This is a genomic window from Cetobacterium sp. (assembly GCF_051653945.1).
Taxonomy (GTDB): Bacteria; Fusobacteriota; Fusobacteriia; order Fusobacteriales; family Fusobacteriaceae; genus Cetobacterium_A.
In genome coordinates, this window is record NZ_JBOFXD010000101.1 from 1 (window position 1) to 19,282 (window position 19,282).

Consider the following 19,282-nt stretch of genomic DNA (forward strand, 5'->3'; position numbering starts at 1 on the left):
AAGGGCAACTAAAAACTGTGCTTACAAATGATAGAATCTTTGGAGTTAACTTAGAGGAAGTTGGTCTTTCAGAATTAATAGAAAATTATTTTGTTGAAATGTTATCTGGGGAGGATGCAGTTAGAAATACTTTACATAAGTATTTAGAAGCAAAATAAGAATCTTAATTAAAGGGAGATAGAAAGATGAGAATAATGAAAAAGGTTTTTATGGGAACTATGGCAATTGTCATGGGAGCTCTTTTTACATCTTGTAATAAAGGAAATGGGAAAGAAATCATCAGAGTATCACACAATCAAGCAGCAGATCACCCTACTAACATAGGGCTGCTTGCTTTTGAGAAGTACGTTGAGGAAAATCTAGGTGATAAGTATGATGTTCAAATATTTCCAAATGAGCTTTTAGGTTCTCAGGTAAATACAGTTGAGTTGACTCAAACAGGGGCTATTAATTTTACTGTTGCAAGTAACGCAATATTAGAGAGTTTTGAAGATATATATCAAATTTTTAACTTACCATATCTATTTACAAGTCCAGAGCACTACCATGCAGTTATGGATGATAAAGAGATTATAGATCCAATATTTAAATCTACAAAAAAATCTGGATTTGAAGCAGTAGCTTGGTTAGACGCTGGAACTAGAAACTTCTATACAGTTAAAAAACCAATACTTACTCCAGACGATTTAAAAGGATTAAAAATTAGAGTTCAACAAAGTGCTTCTAATATTAGAATGATGCAATTATTTGGTGGATCAGCTACTCCAATGGGGTTTGGAGAGGTTTATACAGCTCTGCAACAAAATGTTATAGATGGAGCAGAAAATAACGAGTTAGCTGTAACAAGTAACAAACATGGAGAAGTTGCTAAGTATTACTCTTACAACATGCACCAAATGGTACCTGATATAGTTATCGGAAATGAGAGATTCTTAACTAATCTTTCACCAGAAGAAAGAGAGATCTTTGATAAAGGATTCCAAATAATCTCAAGAGTTCAAAGAGATGCTTGGGGAGATTCTGTAGAGAAATCTATTAAACAAGCTAAAGAGGAGATGAACGTACAGTTCTTCTATCCAGAAGTGTTACCGTTCCAAGATAGAGTTTTACCACTACACCAAGAGGTAATGACATCAAATCCTAAATTAGTTCCAATATATGAGAAGATTCAAGAAGTTGGAAAATCTATGACAGGAGGAAAAGAGAATGAATAACATAAGAAAAGGTTTGGATAAAGTTTTACTAGGAACTTGTGTGGCACTGTTTGCATTCATGACTTTAATGGGAACTTATCAAATTTCATCAAGATATATATTTAAAGCACCAAGTACAGTTTCTGAGGAGTTAATCTCTTACTCATTTGCTTGGATGGCAATGTTAGCTGCAGCATATATCTTTGGAAAGAGAGACCATATGAAGATGGTTTTCTTTGTGGAGAAACTTACAAATAAAACTCAAAGTCTACTAGGAGTTTTAAGTGAGCTTGTAATATTTCTATTTTCACTTGGAGTTTTAGTGAGAGGTGGATCAGCAATTACAGCTCTAACTATGACACAAACTACTCCTGCTCTTAGAATATCTATGGGGTATATATATGCAGTACTTCCAATATCAGGAGTTATAATCTGTATATACTCTTTACTAAATATTAAAGATATTTTAGAGAAATTAAAGGAGGAGATGTAAAAATGGTTTTAACAACAGCTCTAATTATGTTTAGTGTGCTGATAGTTACACTAATTTTAGGATTCCCAATAGCTATAAGTATAGGAATATCATCTATACTAGCTATATTACCATCTTTAGCTTTTGATAATACACTTATCACAGGAGCTCAAAGAATATTTTCTGGAATATCAAACTTTACACTTATAGCTATACCATTCTTTATCTTAGCTGGAAACATAATGAATCAAGGTGGAATAGCTAAGAAATTGGTATCTTTTGCTCAGTCTTTAACTGGAAGAGTACCTGGATCACTTATGCAAACAAACATTCTAGCAAATATGATGTTTGGAGCTATCTCTGGATCATCAGTTGCAGCTTGTGCTGCTATGGGTGGAATACTTTTACCTATGGAACAAGAGGAGGGGTATGACCCAATATTAGGTGCTACAGTAAATATCTCAACAGCACCAACAGGGCTACTAATACCACCATCAAACTCACTAATTGTTTACTCACTTGTAAGTGGAGGAACATCAGTTGCAGCTCTATTTATGGCTGGATATATTCCAGGGGTACTTTGGGGATTAGGTTGTATGATCTTAACTTTCTTCTTAGCTAAGAAAAGAGGGATGAAAGGAAAGGCAGCAGCGAAGTTTTCAGTTGTGTTTGCTACATTTGTAGATGCTATACCATCATTAGCACTTATAGTTATCGTTATTGGTGGAATCATTAAAGGTATATTTACGCCAACAGAGGGGTCTGTTGTAGCAGTTGTATATAGTTTATTACTATCTGTGTTCTTCTATAGAAGTATAACTGTAAAGCAGTTAGTTAAAATATTTGAAGAGAGTGCAAAGATGACAGGAATAATTGTTTTCCTAATTGGAGTTTCAACAATTATGTCATGGGTAATGGCTTTCACAGGTGTACCTCAAGCTATTTCTAATATGATTTTAGGAATCTCTGACAATAAATATCTAATTCTTTTACTAATGAATGTACTTTTACTATTTATTGGAACATTTATGGATGTTACGCCAGCGATACTTATATTTACACCAATATTCCTGCCAATAGTTAAGACTTTTGGAATGACTCCAGTTCAATTTGGAATCATCATAGTGTTTAACTTATGTATTGGAAACATTACACCACCAGTTGGAAATACACTGTTTGTTGGAGTAAAAGTTGCTAAACTTAAAATGGAAGATGTTATGAAGGAGATGGTAAAGTACTATGCAGTTATAATAGCAGTATTATTACTAGTAGTTTATGTACCTCAACTTTCAACAGCACTACCAAGATTAATGGGGTTAATTAAGTAGATTAAAATAAAAAGATTTTTGTCAATAGTAAGGACAATGTCATCTACAGGTGATATTGTCCTTTTAGTATTGTAAAAAAAATGATAAAAATCATGTTCAAATTGAAAAAAATAACCATAAAGAGATTTTTATGTTTATAATATTGACATTTTTTAAGTAAAATGCTAATATAATCAAGTGTTTCAAAATTAAAGACTTATTTAAGACATTTTAGGAGGGATTATGAACGGGCATATGATTTATGCATCACACCCAATTATATGGGGAACAGCTATTTTTGGTATTATTATTGTATTACTTCAATCGGGGTTAATCATTAAAAAATCAATATCAACAGCTAAGGAGTTAGGGATATCTAACGATAAAATAACTAAGGGAATAAAAGTTAGTGCAATGGCAAGTATTGGACCAGCACTGGGAGTAGTAGGAAGTTTACTAGCACTTTTAGTAACAATGGGATCACCAGTATCAACATTGAGACTGAGTTTAATAGGAAGTTCAAACTTTGAGGCAATGGCAGCAAACTTTGGAGCTCAAGCAATGGGATCTGAGCTTTCAACAAATATGTTACCAGTTGTATTTACAAATGCACTTTGGACTATGGCATTAGGATCAATGGGATGGATTGTTTTTGTTTTCCTATTTGCACATAAGATGGATAAAGTTAATGGGTTATTAACTAATGGAAGAAAGGCTCTTTTACCAGCAGTTGGACTAGGAGCTATGTTAGGATCTTTCGCATTCTTTAACGTTGGAAACTTAATGAAGTTTAATACAAATCCTGATGTAACAATTGCAGCTATATCTGGAATGATAATTATGGTAGTTTGTTTAAAAATAGGAGAGAAGATGGCTTGGTTAAAAGAGTGGGCACTTACTTTTGCTATGTTTGGTGGAGCAGCTATCGGGCTTTTAGCAGCATAAATTGGGAGGAAAAAATATGGGAATTTACAATAGATATATAGATGATGTTACAAAAATTGGAAGAAGCACAATGGTTTTAGGATTTTTAGCTTCTCTTTTACCAGCACTTATTATGACTTTTTACTTTGGATTTAATCCAGGGTTAGCAGCTATAATGGCTGGAGCTATATCACAGGCTTCTGTTTCTGGAGCTTTCTACTTTAGTGAGCCAATCAGTTACTACCCAATTGTAGGTAGAGCTGGATTATACATGGGGTTCTTATCAGGAAATCTTGTAAATATGAGAATACCTGCTGCTATCTCTGCTCAGGAAGCTTCTGAATGTCCTGCAGGAACTGAAGAGGGTTCTATAATGGGAACTATTGGAATAGGAGTTTCTATCTGGATTGGTATTGTATTCTTAATACTGTCAGTTTTAGCTGGACAAGCTCTATTAAGTCAATTACCACCGAGCTTTATGGCATTACTAACTCTAGTTATACCAGGTCTTTTTGGAGGAGTTTTTGCACAGTTTGCAATAAAGTCACCAAAAGTTGCAGTTTTTGCTTTAGCAGTATCATTTGCTATGACAAAGTTAGTTAACTTTATTCCTGGAAAGCCAGCGTTTTTAATAACATTAGTATCAGTTTTCTCAAGTATACTATTTGCTAAAAAACTTATGGAAAAGAAGGTAGGATAATGAAAAAAGAGAGAGTTATAAATAGTTTTATAGATATGGTAAAAATATACTCTCCATCATTAAATGAGAAAGAGTACAGTGAGTACCTAGTAAAACAATTAGAGAGATTGGGACTTGAAGTATATTTAGATTTAGGATTTAAAAAGTACGGTGGAAATGCCCCTACAATTTTTGCTAAATTAAAGGGAAATGTTTCTGGAGAGGGAGTTACATTAGCAGCTCATATGGACGTAGTAGAGCCATGTGCAAATATAAATCCAACAATAGATGGGGATTTTATAAAAACTGATGAAACTACAACTTTAGGTGGAGATGATAAAGCTGGTATCGCAGCTATATTAGAGGTTTTAGAAAACCTAATAGAGAGTGAAGCAAAACATGAAGATGTATTTGTTCTTTTAACTCCATGTGAAGAGAATGGAATGCTAGGAGCTAAAAATATAGATTGGGATTTAGTTCCAACTCATATGGTTCCAGCAAAGAATATGATTGTTATAGATAACTCTGGTAGAGCTGGACTAATAGCTCATACGGCTCCAAGTAAGTATGATTTTAAAATCACTTTTAAAGGTAGAAAAGCTCACGCTGGAATTGAACCTGAAAAGGGAATAAATGCTATAACTCTAGCTGGAATAGCTATCTCTAATATGAATATAGGAAGAATTGATACTCTTACGACTTCAAACTTAGGGACAATTCATTCAGAGTTTCCAAGTAATGTTGTAGCTGACCTTTGTGTTGTTACAGGAGAGGTTAGAGGTCACTCTTTAGAGTCTATATTTGAGACTTTAAACTCTTATGAGAAGGCTTGTGAGAACAGTGTTGAAAAGTTAGGTGGAGAGTTTGTATTTGAAAAGGTATGTGTTTTCCCAACTTTAAAGCCAACAGATGATCTTGCATTTGCAAAGGAGTTTGCAAAGGTATATGAGAGCATGGGAATAGCTACTGAGCTTCAAGTTATAGGTGGAGGATCAGATAGTAACATATTTGCAGAGAGGGGATATAACTCAATAATCATTGGAGCTGGAATGCAAGGAGTTCACACTGTAAATGAGAAGTTAGACACAAGAGAGTTGTTTAAAACTATCGAGGCGTTAAACAGTTATATTGTAAGATAAGTTGAATTTAAATAAAAAAGAGCTAGTTTACCCACTAGCTCTTTTTCATACAAAAATCAAATGTTGTATTTGACATACACACTTTTAATGTGTATAATAAATATGAGGTGAATAGACATGTCATATAACTCAAAAGACCTCATTCAACTATTAAAAAGTAATGGTTGGATTTTAGATAGAATTAATGGTTCACATCATATTTTTTATAAAGGAAGCGTAACTGTAATAGTTCCACATCCTAGAAAAGATATGAAAAAAGGTACATATCTTTCTATCTTGAAGGCTGCGGGATTAAAATAATCCCGCTAACTTTGTATATTAATATAACTTAGAGGTGATGAAATGAAAAAAGATAGATATATTTATCCAGCAATTTTTCAACAAGAGGAAGAAGGGTTTAATGTTTCTTTTCCAGACTTACCTGGAGCATTTACATGTGGAGATAGCTTGGAAGAAGCTTTATTTATGGCTAAAGATTGTTTAGGGTTGTATTTGTATTCTTTAGAATCTAGAGAACAAGATATTCCTAATCCTAGTAAGCCTCAAAGTATAAAGGTAGATTCAACAGAGTTTGTTCAGTTGATTGAAGTTTTCATGACTCCTATTAGAGATGATGAAAATAATAAATGTGTTAGAAGAAATGTAACTTTACCAAAATGGCTTAATGATTTAGCAAAAAAAAATAAGATAAATGTTTCAGCTATTTTAGAAAGTAGTTTAAAAAATAAATTGGGATTGTAAAAAAGCTATCTCACATAAATTTATGTGAGATAGCTTTTTAGTTTATCTATTCCAATCAGCTAAAAACTTAGCGATTCCAGCATCTGTAAGTGGGTGCTCTAACATTTTACAAAGTACAGGGTATGGAATTGTACCAATGTGAGCTCCAGCTTTGGCAGCCTCTTTAGAGTGGTAAGTGTTTCTAATACTAGCGGCTATAATTTCACTACTGATATTGTGAATTTTAAAAATCTCAGCAATCTCTTTTATTAGTTCAATACCATTTACTCCAGTGTCATCAAGTCTTCCAAGGAAAGGACTAACATAAGTAGCTCCAGCTCTTGCAGCTAAAAGAGCTTGGTTAGCTGTAAAAATCAGAGTTACATTTGTTTTAATTCCTCTATTTACAAGATGTCTACAAGCCTCTAGTCCATCCTTTGTAATAGGAAGTTTTATAACTATATTGCTATGGATTTTTACAAGCTCTAAAGCTTCAGCAATCATCTCATCAGCTTTTAAAGACATAACCTCAGCACTGATAGGCCCATCTACAATCTCACAAATTTCAGTTACAACCTCTTTAAAATCTCTTCCCTCTTTAGCGATTAGAGATGGATTTGTAGTAACTCCAGAGATACACCCCATCTTTGCAGCTTCTCTAATTTCATTAACATTAGCAGTGTCGATAAAAATTTTCATAACTTTCCTCCCAAAGCAAGTGAGTTTGCTTTTTCTATGATTTTTTCAGCTGTTAAACCATACTCTTTTTGTAGGAAGTCTTGAGTTCCAACTTGTCCAAATCGATCTTCAACACCAACTTTTCTCATAGGGACTGGATAGTTTTCCACAAGGACATCAGCAACAGCACTTCCAAGACCACCTGTGACATTGTGATTTTCAGCTGTTATAATCTTTCCTGTTTTTTTAGCATATTCAATAATCAGGTCTTTATCTATAGGTTTTACAGTAAACATGTCAATAACAGCGGCACTGATCCCTTGTTTTTCAAGCTCTTCAGCAGCTTTTAAAGCTTCTGCAACCATTATTCCATTAGATATTATCGTAAAGTCTTTACCATCTTTTAAGACTTTTCCTTTTCCAATTTCAAATTTTTCCTTTTCATCATATATTTTATAAGCATTTTTTCTAATTGTTGTTATATAGTGGATTCCATAGATATCTTTTATCTCACGAATTAAATATTTTAACATAGTAGAATCAGTAGCTGTAATAACTGTAGCCCCAGGAATCTCTCTCATAAGAGCTATATCTTCAAAAGATGTATGAGTTCCACCATTGTATTGCGATGTGATTCCTGTGTCTGAACCTAATATTTTTATATTTGTTCTAGCAAAACCTCCAGATAAAAATATCTGATCATAACATCTTCTAGTAGCAAAAGGGCTAAATGTATGAATAAAAGGGATTTTTCCAAGAAGAGATAATCCACTTGCAGTTCCAACCATATTAGCTTCCATAATTCCACAATTAACAAAGTTATTTGGATAATCCACACCAATAGATGTTGTAGTGATAGCTTCAGAAAGGTCAGCTTCTAAAACATAGACATTTTTATCCTCTTCAATAAGTTCCTTTAGTGTTTCACTATATGCTTTTCTCATCTCTGTAGTTTCTAATATAAGATTACTCATTTTTAGCCTCCTCATCACCATTTTCAAAGTTTTGAATCTCCCAAAGAAGAACTCCCTTCATCTCATCGTTGAATCTAACGTGGTGATTTGCTTTTAAATCTTCAAAGTACTTAACACCTTGACCTTTAATAGTATCTAAAACAATAGCTTTAGGTTTTCCAAAGTTATCACTTTTTAAAGCTGTTTCAATCTCTCCAACAGAGTCGCCTTTAACTTGCATAGAGTGGAATCCAAAACTTCTAAATTTTTCTAAGATACTAAAAGTTTCGCAGATTTCTTCAGTTGTTCCATCCAGTTGCTTTTTATTGTTATCCACAAAAAGAGTGAAGTTAGTAAGCTTAAAGTGAGCAGCAAACTGAATAGCTTCCCAGCACTGCCCCTCATTTAATTCACCATCTCCAACAATACAGTAAACCTGTCTTTCACTACCATCTCTTAAAAGACCTAAAGCTATTCCAACAGCAGCAGAGATACCCTGTCCTAAAGAACCAGTTGTCATATCAATTCCTGGAGTTAAATTTCTATCAGGGTGACTAGGTAAAGTTGTTCCATTATCATTTAGTGTCATTAGAGTTTCTAATGGGAAAAAACCTTTTAATGCAAGAGTAGAGTAAAGACTAGGGCCTGCATGGCCTTTAGATAAAACAAAGAAATCTCTATCTAAATTTTTAGGGTCTTGGGGATTAATCTTCATATTTGAATACAGTACTGCAAGAGTTTCTACAATGGACATAGCTCCACCAATATGTCCAAAACCTCTATTTAGAAGCATTTTTAGTGTCTCTTTTCGAATATCTTTAGCAAACTTCTCCATTTGAATAATATCACTCATAAAAACCTCCTATTTAAACTTTTTCAAAAATTTACAGGTATATACAATATACTTCTATAAATTTTAGAAATAACCTACAATTAAATTAAAAAATTTTAAGGAGTGAGATTTATAAATAAAAAAGAGTTGTATGTTTAGACAATAATCCTGAAAGACAAGAGGTTAGTAAATACGACTCTGAAGGGTGATTTTTAAACTATACAAACTCAGAAGCAATAGTGGCAGATACACTAAAAAAACTTTTTCCATATGACTATATATTTGCAAAGAAAGTCTAACAGGGTATTAAAATTGTGAATCTAGCATAAAATACTAGCTTCTTTTTTTCAAAATATGTTAAGATATTATAAAAAATATAGATTGCGTGAGTTTACTAAAAAGCTATTGTACTTTGTTATTCAATCTAACATGTTATAATAGGTAAAAAAAGTTTAGGAGGAAAAAATGTACGGTCTATCAGAAGCTGATTTTTTTAAAATTATTGATATTTTTAAAAAGTATAAAGAAAAAATAGAATGGGTAAAAATTTTTGGTTCTAGATCTAGAGAAGATTATAGAGAAACTTCAGATATAGACTTAGCTGTATTCCTAAGAGTAAATAATATTATTGATGATATCCGAAATGATTTTTTTGAATCAGATTTAAAATATACAGTAGATGTAATTGAATATACTAAGAATATTGGAGAAAATATAAAAAAAAATATAGAAACTGATGGAATCTTAATATATAAAACTAATGAAAAAGGTGGGATTTTGATGAATGAAAATAAATTGAAATATAAACTTGACGATTTTCAAAAAGCTTTAAAAAAATTAGAGGTAGCTTTAGAAAAAGATGCTCATTCAGATGAATTATATTTAGATGGAACTATACAAAGATTTGAGTTTGTGTATGAATTAAGTTGGAAACTTATGAAAAGTTATTTGGAATATCAGGGTATAGAAGTAGTGAGTCCAAGAGAAACTTTCAGAGAAGGATTTAAAGATGGAATAATACACGATGCAACAGAGTGGATTAATCTTATGATAAATAGAAATAGAACTTCTCATACTTATAATGAAGAAACAGCATGGGATATATATGATAAAATAAAAAATGAATATATAAATTTATTTAAAGATTTTCAAAAAGAAATGATAAAAAAAATTTCTTAAAAGAGGAAGTTTTCACAAACTTCCTCTTTTATAGTTTAAAAAATTTCTTAACTTTTTCTATAAAGCTAGTTTTAATTTTTCTATTTTTATCTTTTAGTTTTTCATCAAACTCTTTAAGTAGATTCTTTTGTTCCTCATCTAAATCAACAGGAACTTCAATTGTTATCTCAGCGTAGTGAGTCCCTTTTTTCTTAGTTTTAGGATTAAAAATTCCATACTCTCTTAAAGCAAAACGTTTTCCACTTTGAGTTCCAGCAGGTATTTTGATTTTCTTATTTCCACTTAAAGTTGGAACTTCTACTTCTCCTCCTAAAGCTGCAGTATAGTAACTAACTGGAACTTTACAGATAACATCATATCCATCTCTTATGAAAAGATCGTCAGGTTTAATTTTTATATGTATGTAAAGGTCCCCATGTGGTCCTCCACTTGTACTAGCGTTACCAAATTTAGCTAATTTTAATTTTTGACCATCAGCTATACCAGCAGGTATTTTGAATTTTTTTTCCACCTCTTCAGGTGCACCGTTTTTTCCAGTACGAGCGTAACGAATAGTTTTTTCTCCACCTTTAGCAGATTCTTCCAAAGAGATTTCAATCTCCATAGACAAATCTCCACCAGGTTGAGGGCCTCTTTTTCGAGCACCTCTACCACCAAAGAAAGAACCAAAGATATCTCCTAAATCTTCGTCACCTCCACCACCAAACTCATTGAAGTTAAAGTTAAAATTACCAAAGTTAAAGTCTTGATAATTTTGTCCACCACCATATTGACCATAACCTTGAGAACTACTAGGTCCACCTTGTTCAAAAGCAGCGTGACCAAAGTTATCATATTGAGTTCTTTTTTCTGGATCAGATAGTATTTGATAAGCTTCATTAACCTCTTTAAACTTTGTTTCAGCTGTAGCTTTTTCAGCTTCACTTGAAGAACTAAATTTGTCAGGATGATATTTTCGAGCTTGTTTTCTATAAGCCTTTTTTATCTCAGCCTCACTGGCATTTTTATTAACTTCTAAAATCTTATAAAAATCCTCTTTTAGAGCCATTCTAGCCTCCTTTTATAGTTAAACTATAATTAAACTATCTATATGATTGTATGTTTTAATTTACTAACTTAAGAAAGAGATTCCTTTAGAATTATTAAATAAAAAAAAATATAAAAAATAAAAGAAAAATCTATTTTTTGTAGAAGAAAGGTTACAGAGAGTAAAAAATAAAACTAACATATATTTAAGGGAAAGGTGAATTACTATGTCTAAAAAAATAACAGTAGAAAAATTTGAATCGTTTATTTTAGAGTGTGTAAATAAAATGGAAACTGGGGAAAAAGTAATATTTACTAAAAAAGAGATGCCTTTAGCTAAGGATCACACAATAACTTTAACAAAAGTAGATGATGATAGATATACAGTTATAGAAAGAGGTATTGAAGATTTGGAGTTCTCAAATATTGACTTTAACAAGGTTCTTAAAGAGTTAATGAAATTAAAAGAAAAAGAGTTTGGAGATTGCGAACACTTCTATGCTCATAAAGCATAACGGAAAATAGGGCTAGATAACTTACTTATCTAGTCTTTTTTTTACAAAAAGTGTTAAAATATTTTTTTAAATGACATTTTTTTTCATTAAAATAGAGTACTATAAAAGTAAGACTATTTTACTAAAATCAAAAAATTTCAAAAAGTCTATATCTTCTCGCATTTACTTTAAACATATTTATTTAAGACTTAAATTAAACAATATTACAAAAAAATTTCGAATATAAAGATGTCCCCCGATGTCCTTTATTAAAGAGAAATATGATTTGATAATCAGTAAAATTAGAGATTTTTAATAAAAAAGTAGATAGCGAGAGGATATCCCATTTATTGACTTTAAATAGGAGGATAGAAAATTAATGTCTAGCGAGGTAGAGGTTATAAAAAATAGTTTTTATGAACTATTTAGAGTTAATTATAAGGATATTAAAGGAAAAAGAGGATATTTTAAAGATTTAGAAAACTTGAGTGGTACAGTTATTAGAATCTGTACAAAGGGAAAAGGGCTATATTATTATAATTCAGAGGAGTATGTGTTTTTTGAAGAGGGAGACCTAATAATTTGTAATGAGTTTTATTTTAATAGTATTTTAGTTTTAACAAGAGAGTGTAAACTAGATATTTTTAGAATAAAGGATTACTCTTTGTTAGAAACGTTAAATAACAAAATAAAAAAGAGAGAATATCGACGAATTAAAATTTATAATCTAAAAAAAGTACTTTTTGAAATTGAAAAAGCTCTAAAGATAGAGGATAAAGAGTTAACTTTTTTTAAGTTATTATTAGATGTGATTTTTTATTTAGGTGAAAGAAAAAATAATATTGGATTTAATTATTTAAATGATAAAAATTTTATGGATATACTTCAATATATAGACTCCAATATTGATAGAAGAGTAACTGTTAGTGATGTAGAAAAAGAGTTTAAAATATATAACAAAATATTAAAAGAGCAGTTTAAAAAATATTTAGGAGTTTTTCCCTCGGAGTATATATTAAATCAAAAATTGACTAAAGCAGCAATACTATTAAAAACTACAGATTATAAAATTGGGTACATATCTGATATTTTATCTTTTTCATCTCCAAGTGCATTTACTCTAATTTTTAAAAGAAAGTTTAAGGATTCCCCATTGAATTATAGAAAAAAATAAAGTGTGTGTCTTGGGATTAGAAGGCATACACTTTTTATTTTGTACAAGATAGATTTCTTATAGAAAAAAGATGATATTTAAAGAAAACGGTATATTTACTAAAAATATCATAGCAAGTATATTAAAGACAAAAGAGTTTAATAGATATAGAAAAAAGATTATAAGAGGGAGAAGAAAAAATGGGGGATATATTAAAAAAACGTATAGAATATTTAACAGGGAAAATTGCACCAGAGGAAACTCTGAAAAAGCTGGAGCAAGAGTGTAAAGATATATTAAAAGAATATAAAGATAATAAAACTTTAATTGAAGAGGATGAAAAAAGAGTTCTAGTGGAAAGAGTTAGAGATAGCTATAAAAAAATATTATCTTTAGGGGTAGCTTATAATACAGAGAACTCAGTTTATTTTAAAGATGAGCTCTTATTTACAATAGCTAATGAAGTATTAAAAAATAACTATAAGAATTATTATAATTTAGAGTCTGTAGAGCATACAAATTGGTGGCAGTGGGAGATTGGGTACCCATTACTATTAAATGATATATTGATTCTTTTTTTAGAGAGATTGGAAAAAGATTTAATAGATAAGGTAATAGATGTAACGAGATATTTTTTACCAGATGAGAGATGTTTAGGAAACAATCCAGTGGCAATGCATCCGAGTGGGTTGCCTTTGAGAGCAGCAACTGGAGGGAATTTAATTGATACTTGTAAAATTGTGTTTTTAAGAGGTGCTCTTTTAAATAGTTTAGAGATATGTCAAAGAGCTGTTGAATCTATATCCGAAACTTTAGAGATAATATCTGAAAAAGATGTAGAAACAATAAGTAATAGAGATGGGTTTTATGCAGATGGATCTTTTATACAGCACGGGTTTATACCATATGCAGGAACTTATGGAAATGTTTTACTGTCAGGAATTGCTGAAATAATATACTTAGTGGATAAAAAACTTAGAGATAAAATAGATACTAAAAAAATATGTGCGAGAGTTTATTCATCTTTTGAACCACTATTTTTTAGAGGAGCTATAACAGATATAGTTAACGGTAGAGCTATAACAAGAGATGGGAACGATCACCAAATTGGACACGAGGTTATAAACTCGTTACTACTATTAGCTTATGGAGTGGATGAAGAAAATAGAGTAAAACTTTTAGAAATAGCAAAAAGAGAGCTATCTTTAGATGAATATTACCTATATACAGAAAAAGAGAAAAGAGCTGTATTCTATAATTTATCAGAGGAAGTTTTAAAAAATTCAAAGATTAAAGTCAAGAACTACTCCAGTGAGGTAAAGTGTTTTAATGAGATGAATAGAGTTTTCTATAGAAATAAAGAGTTTGCTATAGGAGTTGCTATGCATTCAAAAAAAATTGGTAACTTTGAAACATTTAATGGAGAAAATACTAAAGGATGGTTTACAGGGGATGGAGCGGTATATATATATTCAAAGGGAGATGAGTATATAGATTATTGGAAAGGGGTAGATTTTTACTATATTCCAGGGACAACAGAGATAAAAATGGATATGGAAAATATAAAAGGGGTGGAGAGTTCTGTGGAGAATATGCCAAAGAACAGCATAGCCAGAGGACATGGAAATGAGGATTCAGGAGTTGCCTATATGGATTTTATCAACTGGAATGGAAAGTTAAGCAGTAAGAAAAACTATATTTTTAAAAAGACGGGTATGGTTTATTTGGAGAACTATATAACAGGAGAGGGAGAGGTTTATTCAACTATAGCTAATATGAGGATCTCTAATATGAAAAATAAAAAGATACTTATTGATGGGGAGCCTATGAAAGGTACTTTTATAACTGGGGAGTTTAAAGAGATATCTTTAGGTAATCTAAGATACAAATTTTATAAAAGTGAAAAAATAAATTTGGAAATATATGGTAAAGAGGAAAACAAGTTTATAAAAATTTGGATAGATTTAGGAGTTAATCCTGTCAATTATACTGTTGCATGGGAAGTTATAATCGTAGTATAATAAATAAAAAGGTTTTATAAAAGGGGCAATATGTTAAAAAAAGAACGTGAAAATATTTTTTTGAACAAAAAAATTTGGGGATTTTTATTTTTTGCTTCAATACTTATATTTTTATTTGGGGTAAAGGAATATAAAGGTTATAAGGAAGAGGAACATTTAAGAGTTGAAAGACTTTTAAATAAAATAAATTTAAAAGTGGAATTATTTATGTCATCTATTGGAGATTTAGAAAATAGTGAACCTATAAAGGAGTACTATAATTCAAAGGAAATTTCATATTATAATTTGATAAAGGTATTACAAGAGATTCAAAAGAAAAACAATATCTATGGAAAGAGCGGTTATACTTTAAGTTTAGGAAAAGAAAACTCAGATATTATAATTACTGGAGATGGGACTAGAAATAAACTTAGATATCTAAAAAGTATTGGTGCAGAAGAAAAAGATCAGGAGAGTTCAAATTTGATCTTAATACCTCAAGAAAAAGAGATGAGTTTTATTTTAAAAAATAAAATTTTTAATTTAGAAGAGGGAATTTTTTGGATTGTAACTTTAGATAGAGAGTTATTTTTTTCGGAACTATATGACAGTGAAGATGGAAAGTGGGAGATACTAAAAGATAATAAAATTTATTCTTTAGATAAAGATATTGTAACTAAAAGAAGAGGTAAAGAGGGATATGTTTTAAGAAGCAGTGGATTAAATTTTAAGTTTTTGTATACACCAAATAACGCTATTTTTTATCAAATACTATTTTTAAAATCTTTTGTAATATTTGTAGCATTAGCTTTATTATCTATTTTAATAGATTATTCTATTAAATTGTATAAAGAGCGAAAAGAATTGATTGGAGAGATAAATACACTAGCAGTTGTAGATAGAAGAAAGAATTTGAGAGATTTTGTTTTAGGAATAAGAAAAATACACGAGGTAGGAGAGTTAACTAGAAAAGTAAAATCTCTTCAAGGAAGAAAATTAAAGATTGTTTTAGTTGAGATATTTGATAGTGATGACGAAGGATTGGATTTTAAAAATTTTATTTTAGCCAGAGAATATCTAAAAGAGAGTTTATCTTCAAATGGAATTTATGAACATATAGATATAGATTATAAAAGTATAGCTTTTATAATACCAGAGGAAAGTGACTCTGTTATTGAGGATGCTTTTCACTTCATGTTAGAAAATATAGGACAAAAATATAGTGTAGAGTTAATAGCTGCAGTATCAAACGAGTTTGTATCTGTAGAGAGCTTTCCACAAGAGTATATAACTTGTAAGAAAATTTTAGACGCTAAGTTTATGGCTAAAGGGAGAAAGGTTCTATTCTCAGAAAACATAAAAAGTGGAAAACTAATACTTACATATCCTATTGAAACAGAGGCAAAATTAGTTTCAAAACTATTAAATGGAAACTTACAAGGGGCTAAAAAAATAGTAGATGAGATATTTGTAGATAGAATAAACCCAGAAGCAATGGATAAAAAGGATATTAAAGAGTTCACAGGACTACTTTATAATACTTTAAATAGAGTTGTTGTTCAGTTAAAAGAGTTTGAAAGTTCATTGCATTGTGAGAAATTAGATATTGAAAGTATTACAAAAACAGGAAGTTTAGAGAAAATTAGAAGTATTTTTAATGAACTTATAACTGAAATCTGTAAACAAAAGAAAACTAGTGAACAAGATGAAAATGAAGCCATTAGAGAAAAAATAAAAACCTATATAGATAAAAATTATCAATTAGACTTTTCTTTAGATAATTTAGCAGATTATTTAGGATTATCATTTAAATATACGAGTATTTTATTTAAAAAAGTTATGGGAGATAACTTTAAAAATTATATAAATGTTTATAGAATAGAAAAAGCAAAAGAGATATTAAAAGAGAAAAAAGATATAAAAATAAAAGATTTAGCAGAAGAGTTAGGTTATAACAGCTCTAATACATTTATAAGAATTTTCAAGAAATATGAGGGGATATCGCCAACACAATTTAATCCAGAAGAGCTTTTAGAAAAATAAAGCTAAAATGGAATATAAAAAAGAGATAGAAAAAGGAAGATGCAAAAAAGAAGATTTACAACCCAAAAAAATACTCGTATAATCCATTTGAATTATAACTGAAAGTTTAAATTTTAAACTTGATAAGAGGGGAGATAAAAATGGAGATATTAAAAAAGACGAGAGAGAAATATTCAAAAGAGTTTAGGTTATCAAAAGAGGATCTATTTTTTGCAATGCACGAAGCTATGAAAAAAGTGGATGAAAACTCAAAGGTATTTATAGATACATACCCAAGAGCAGCTAGTGTAAATAATATATATCCTGGAACAAAAAATGCAGAGGATTTTGATGATTGGACAGTAGGATTTTGGACAGGAATGTTATGGCTATCTTATGAGATGACTGAAAATGAAAAATATAGAAAAATAGCTGAGTATCAATTAAGAGGCTATAAAACAAGAATAGAGAATAAAATACATGTTAATCATCATGATATTGGATTTTTATACTCTCTTTCAGCAGTTGCTCAAGAAAGAGTTACAGGAAGTACGTTAGCTAAAGAGGTTGGAATAAAGGCTGCTGAACACTTAATAACAAGATTCCAAGAAAAAGGACAGTTCATCCAAGCTTGGGGAGATTTAGGGAAACCAGAGGATTATAGACTTATAATAGATTGTAATATGAATATACCGCTACTATTTTGGGCCACAGAGATGACTGGAGATAAAAAGTTTGCTGAAATAGGTGCAAAACATCTAGCTACAGCTTCAAGTGTTGTTGTTAGAGAGGATTCATCAACACACCATACATATTATTTCAATCATGAGACAGGAGAGCCTACAAGAGGAGTCACTGCACAAGGGTACTCAGATACTTCAGCGTGGGCAAGAGGACAAGCTTGGGGAGTTTATGGATTCCCATTAGCTTATGGCTACACAAAGGATAAAAGATACATGGACCTTTATAAAAGAGTTACAAATTACTTTATAAACAATCTACCAGAGGATGACGTATGTTACTGGGATTTAGTATTTACAGATGGTTCTGGACAACCAAGAGATACATCAGCTGCAGCTATAGCGGTATGTGGAATCTTAGAGATGGATCAATATTTAGATAAAAATGATCCAGATAGAGAGATCTATTTAAATGCAGCTCATAAAATGATGAAATCACTGATGAAAAATTACAGTACAAAAGATTTAGATTATTCAAATGGACTTTTAACAGATGCAGTTTACTCAATTCCTCATGGATCAGGAGTTAAAGAGTGTAACATTTGGGGAGATTACTATTATTTAGAGGCTTTAACAAGAATATTTAAACCAGAGTGGAAAAAATACTGGTAGAATGAAAAAAGCAGAGATAAAACTCTGCTTTTTTCATTTTATATATTTTCTGAAACTACAATAACTGTATATTTATTAGGAAATTTTCGTCCATGATGAATTACACTAAAGTTGTTATTAGATTTTTTATCTATTTCAGAAAGAGTTTTAATAATTTTATATGCACTGACAATAACAAATATTTTATTAGGTCCAAAAATAGCTGCACAACTTGCAAAATCATTTGAAAAAACTAACTCACCATTTTCTGTGATGAAATCACATTGGGTAATAAAGTTATCAGCTAAAACAGCTTCTCGGTCTTTTTTATAATCAAATATTACACATCCTTTTTCCTTTAGTGGAGAAGATAGCTCTAGAAGATTTAAAAAAGGTGTTTCATCAAGAACTAAAGATTCAGATGGTGATATTTTAGATGTTAAAAAATCTTTAACATTATCCAAATGATCTATAAAAATAGCATCATATTCCTTAGAAAGTAGTACTTTTGTAATGTTTTCAGCTTTTTTATTATAAAACCATTTTATATTTTGATCCACTAGTAACCCACCTCTTCGTTTATGATTATAATAGTTATTGGATTTCCAACTCTTTTACCAGATTTAATTACAGATGTAAAGTTACAAATTCTTTGCTTTGTTTGACAATCTTCACAAACTCCAGAGATATTGCATGGTGTTTTGTGGTTAATTCTCTTGGAGTTTAAAGGTCCAACAAACTCTTTAATTCTATTCATTCCCTCTTGCCAAGTATCAACAAGCTTACTTATTCCACAAACAACAATAACATTTTTAGGACCCCAAAGTAAACTAGCAACTCTATTACCACCAGAATCCGTTTGGATGAGTTCTCCATTTTTGCTAATAGCATTTGTACTAGTTAGAAAATAGTCTGCTAAAAGTCCTTCTCTCATACATTGAAGCGTACTAGGCCAATCAGGCTGATTATATCTATCAAAGAGATGGTATTCACCATCTCTAAAGGTATCTATAATATCAAGTTGGTTAATTGTAACTGAGCCACCTAAAGCTATAGAAGATTGAAGAGGAATTAAATTAAGAATAATCTCTTTTGCTTCTTTAAGATTTTTAGCATAGATAGGATTATAATTTTTTTCACTTAAAGTATTCATTAAATCTTTAATTGTATTTTTATTCAT

20 protein-coding genes are annotated in these 19,282 nt (G+C 30.6%); 14 read left to right on the forward strand and 6 right to left on the reverse strand.

What is annotated here, in order from left to right; translation table 11 throughout:
* Window positions 1-185 precede the first annotated feature (185 nt).
* The 8 genes from ACRC8M_RS10540 to ACRC8M_RS10575 all read left to right on the forward strand — a co-directional run bounded on the left by ACRC8M_RS10540 (window position 186) and on the right by ACRC8M_RS10575 (window position 6,455).
* Window positions 186-1,214: a TRAP transporter substrate-binding protein gene (locus ACRC8M_RS10540; protein WP_438529091.1), complete on the forward strand. Its 1,029-nt coding sequence runs from the start codon at window positions 186-188 to the stop codon at window positions 1,212-1,214.
* Window positions 1,207-1,686, forward strand: a complete 480-nt coding sequence (locus ACRC8M_RS10545) for a TRAP transporter small permease (protein WP_438529092.1) — start codon at window positions 1,207-1,209, stop codon at window positions 1,684-1,686. Before ACRC8M_RS10540 ends, ACRC8M_RS10545 begins: the two co-directional genes overlap by 8 nt.
* A 2-nt stretch (window positions 1,687-1,688) precedes the next feature.
* Complete coding sequence (locus tag ACRC8M_RS10550; RefSeq protein ID WP_438529093.1) at window positions 1,689-2,993, forward strand: TRAP transporter large permease; 1,305 nt, start codon at window positions 1,689-1,691, stop codon at window positions 2,991-2,993.
* A gap of 222 nt (window positions 2,994-3,215) precedes the next feature.
* A complete protein-coding gene (locus ACRC8M_RS10555; protein WP_023050464.1) occupies window positions 3,216-3,917 on the forward strand; it encodes a DUF5058 family protein in 702 nt (233 codons plus the stop codon).
* 16 nt (window positions 3,918-3,933) lie between these two features.
* Entirely contained in the window at window positions 3,934-4,596 is a 663-nt protein-coding gene (locus tag ACRC8M_RS10560; protein WP_438529094.1) for a hypothetical protein, read from the forward strand.
* On the forward strand, window positions 4,596-5,714 hold the full coding sequence (locus ACRC8M_RS10565; protein WP_438529095.1) for a M20/M25/M40 family metallo-hydrolase: 1,119 nt from the start codon (window positions 4,596-4,598) through the stop codon (window positions 5,712-5,714). The genes ACRC8M_RS10560 and ACRC8M_RS10565 overlap by 1 nt, the downstream gene beginning before the upstream one ends.
* A 117-nt stretch (window positions 5,715-5,831) precedes the next feature.
* Window positions 5,832-6,014 (forward strand): type II toxin-antitoxin system HicA family toxin, encoded by a 183-nt coding sequence (locus ACRC8M_RS10570; RefSeq protein ID WP_438529096.1) that lies wholly within the window; start codon window positions 5,832-5,834, stop codon window positions 6,012-6,014.
* A 42-nt stretch (window positions 6,015-6,056) separates the two neighbouring features.
* The gene (locus tag ACRC8M_RS10575) at window positions 6,057-6,455 is read left to right on the forward strand and encodes a type II toxin-antitoxin system HicB family antitoxin (protein WP_438529097.1); all 399 of its coding nucleotides are present in this window, start codon (window positions 6,057-6,059) and stop codon (window positions 6,453-6,455) included.
* Between the two features lie 42 nt (window positions 6,456-6,497).
* Here ACRC8M_RS10575 and fsa read toward each other — a convergent pair whose 3' ends face one another.
* The 3 genes from fsa to ACRC8M_RS10590 are packed head-to-tail and all read right to left on the reverse strand — an operon-like array spanning window position 6,498 to window position 8,918.
* On the reverse strand, window positions 6,498-7,133 hold the full coding sequence (fsa, locus tag ACRC8M_RS10580) for a fructose-6-phosphate aldolase (protein ID WP_438529098.1): 636 nt from the start codon (window positions 7,131-7,133) through the stop codon (window positions 6,498-6,500).
* Window positions 7,130-8,086 (reverse strand): transketolase family protein, encoded by a 957-nt coding sequence (locus ACRC8M_RS10585; RefSeq protein ID WP_438529099.1) that lies wholly within the window; start codon window positions 8,084-8,086, stop codon window positions 7,130-7,132. The genes fsa and ACRC8M_RS10585 overlap by 4 nt, the downstream gene beginning before the upstream one ends.
* Complete coding sequence (locus ACRC8M_RS10590; protein WP_438529100.1) at window positions 8,079-8,918, reverse strand: transketolase; 840 nt, start codon at window positions 8,916-8,918, stop codon at window positions 8,079-8,081. Before ACRC8M_RS10590 ends, ACRC8M_RS10585 begins: the two co-directional genes overlap by 8 nt.
* A gap of 444 nt (window positions 8,919-9,362) precedes the next feature.
* On the opposite strand from ACRC8M_RS10590, the gene ACRC8M_RS10595 reads away from it, so the two are divergent.
* On the forward strand, window positions 9,363-10,076 hold the full coding sequence (locus ACRC8M_RS10595) for an HI0074 family nucleotidyltransferase substrate-binding subunit (protein ID WP_438529101.1): 714 nt from the start codon (window positions 9,363-9,365) through the stop codon (window positions 10,074-10,076).
* 28 nt (window positions 10,077-10,104) lie between these two features.
* Here the strand turns inward: ACRC8M_RS10595 and ACRC8M_RS10600 are convergent, their stop codons facing one another.
* Complete coding sequence (locus tag ACRC8M_RS10600; RefSeq protein WP_438529102.1) at window positions 10,105-11,124, reverse strand: DnaJ C-terminal domain-containing protein; 1,020 nt, start codon at window positions 11,122-11,124, stop codon at window positions 10,105-10,107.
* A gap of 205 nt (window positions 11,125-11,329) precedes the next feature.
* On the opposite strand from ACRC8M_RS10600, the gene ACRC8M_RS10605 reads away from it, so the two are divergent.
* The 5 genes from ACRC8M_RS10605 to ACRC8M_RS10625 all read left to right on the forward strand — a co-directional run bounded on the left by ACRC8M_RS10605 (window position 11,330) and on the right by ACRC8M_RS10625 (window position 18,123).
* The gene (locus ACRC8M_RS10605; RefSeq protein ID WP_438529103.1) at window positions 11,330-11,617 is read left to right on the forward strand and encodes a hypothetical protein; all 288 of its coding nucleotides are present in this window, start codon (window positions 11,330-11,332) and stop codon (window positions 11,615-11,617) included.
* A gap of 358 nt (window positions 11,618-11,975) precedes the next feature.
* Window positions 11,976-12,770, forward strand: a complete 795-nt coding sequence (locus tag ACRC8M_RS10610) for a helix-turn-helix transcriptional regulator (protein ID WP_438529104.1) — start codon at window positions 11,976-11,978, stop codon at window positions 12,768-12,770.
* A 179-nt stretch (window positions 12,771-12,949) separates the two neighbouring features.
* Window positions 12,950-14,770, forward strand: a complete 1,821-nt coding sequence (locus ACRC8M_RS10615; protein ID WP_438529105.1) for a polysaccharide lyase family 8 super-sandwich domain-containing protein — start codon at window positions 12,950-12,952, stop codon at window positions 14,768-14,770.
* A 30-nt stretch (window positions 14,771-14,800) separates the two neighbouring features.
* Window positions 14,801-16,792 (forward strand): helix-turn-helix domain-containing protein, encoded by a 1,992-nt coding sequence (locus ACRC8M_RS10620; RefSeq protein WP_438529106.1) that lies wholly within the window; start codon window positions 14,801-14,803, stop codon window positions 16,790-16,792.
* Between the two features lie 140 nt (window positions 16,793-16,932).
* A complete protein-coding gene (locus ACRC8M_RS10625) occupies window positions 16,933-18,123 on the forward strand; it encodes a glycoside hydrolase family 88 protein (RefSeq protein ID WP_438529107.1) in 1,191 nt (396 codons plus the stop codon).
* A 38-nt stretch (window positions 18,124-18,161) separates the two neighbouring features.
* On the opposite strand, the gene ACRC8M_RS10630 is transcribed toward ACRC8M_RS10625, so the two are convergent.
* Together ACRC8M_RS10630 and ACRC8M_RS10635 are read right to left on the reverse strand one after the other, a co-directional pair.
* Entirely contained in the window at window positions 18,162-18,662 is a 501-nt protein-coding gene (locus ACRC8M_RS10630) for an LUD domain-containing protein (protein WP_438529108.1), read from the reverse strand.
* Window positions 18,662-19,282, reverse strand: a complete 621-nt coding sequence (locus ACRC8M_RS10635; protein ID WP_438529109.1) for a lactate utilization protein — start codon at window positions 19,280-19,282, stop codon at window positions 18,662-18,664. Before ACRC8M_RS10635 ends, ACRC8M_RS10630 begins: the two co-directional genes overlap by 1 nt.

Bases quoted from the DNA above. Each gene is read 5' to 3' on its own strand.
- ACRC8M_RS10560 (WP_438529094.1), top strand. From the start codon at position 3,934: ATGGGAATTTACAATAGATATATAGATGATGTTACAAAAATTGGAAGA.
- ACRC8M_RS10605 (WP_438529103.1), top strand. From the start codon at position 11,330: ATGTCTAAAAAAATAACAGTAGAAAAATTTGAATCGTTTATTTTAGAG.
- ACRC8M_RS10565 (WP_438529095.1), top strand. From the start codon at position 4,596: ATGAAAAAAGAGAGAGTTATAAATAGTTTTATAGATATGGTAAAAATA.
- ACRC8M_RS10585 (WP_438529099.1), bottom strand. From the start codon at position 8,086: ATGAGTAATCTTATATTAGAAACTACAGAGATGAGAAAAGCATATAGT.
- ACRC8M_RS10635 (WP_438529109.1), bottom strand. From the start codon at position 19,282: ATGAATAAAAATACAATTAAAGATTTAATGAATACTTTAAGTGAAAAA.
- ACRC8M_RS10610 (WP_438529104.1), top strand. From the start codon at position 11,976: ATGTCTAGCGAGGTAGAGGTTATAAAAAATAGTTTTTATGAACTATTT.
- ACRC8M_RS10625 (WP_438529107.1), top strand. From the start codon at position 16,933: ATGGAGATATTAAAAAAGACGAGAGAGAAATATTCAAAAGAGTTTAGG.
- ACRC8M_RS10590 (WP_438529100.1), bottom strand. From the start codon at position 8,918: ATGAGTGATATTATTCAAATGGAGAAGTTTGCTAAAGATATTCGAAAA.
- ACRC8M_RS10540 (WP_438529091.1), top strand. From the start codon at position 186: ATGAGAATAATGAAAAAGGTTTTTATGGGAACTATGGCAATTGTCATG.
- ACRC8M_RS10570 (WP_438529096.1), top strand. From the start codon at position 5,832: ATGTCATATAACTCAAAAGACCTCATTCAACTATTAAAAAGTAATGGT.
- ACRC8M_RS10615 (WP_438529105.1), top strand. From the start codon at position 12,950: ATGGGGGATATATTAAAAAAACGTATAGAATATTTAACAGGGAAAATT.
- ACRC8M_RS10600 (WP_438529102.1), bottom strand. From the start codon at position 11,124: ATGGCTCTAAAAGAGGATTTTTATAAGATTTTAGAAGTTAATAAAAAT.
- ACRC8M_RS10555 (WP_023050464.1), top strand. From the start codon at position 3,216: ATGAACGGGCATATGATTTATGCATCACACCCAATTATATGGGGAACA.
- fsa (WP_438529098.1), bottom strand. From the start codon at position 7,133: ATGAAAATTTTTATCGACACTGCTAATGTTAATGAAATTAGAGAAGCT.
- ACRC8M_RS10545 (WP_438529092.1), top strand. From the start codon at position 1,207: ATGAATAACATAAGAAAAGGTTTGGATAAAGTTTTACTAGGAACTTGT.
- ACRC8M_RS10550 (WP_438529093.1), top strand. From the start codon at position 1,689: ATGGTTTTAACAACAGCTCTAATTATGTTTAGTGTGCTGATAGTTACA.
- ACRC8M_RS10620 (WP_438529106.1), top strand. From the start codon at position 14,801: ATGTTAAAAAAAGAACGTGAAAATATTTTTTTGAACAAAAAAATTTGG.
- ACRC8M_RS10595 (WP_438529101.1), top strand. From the start codon at position 9,363: ATGTACGGTCTATCAGAAGCTGATTTTTTTAAAATTATTGATATTTTT.
- ACRC8M_RS10575 (WP_438529097.1), top strand. From the start codon at position 6,057: ATGAAAAAAGATAGATATATTTATCCAGCAATTTTTCAACAAGAGGAA.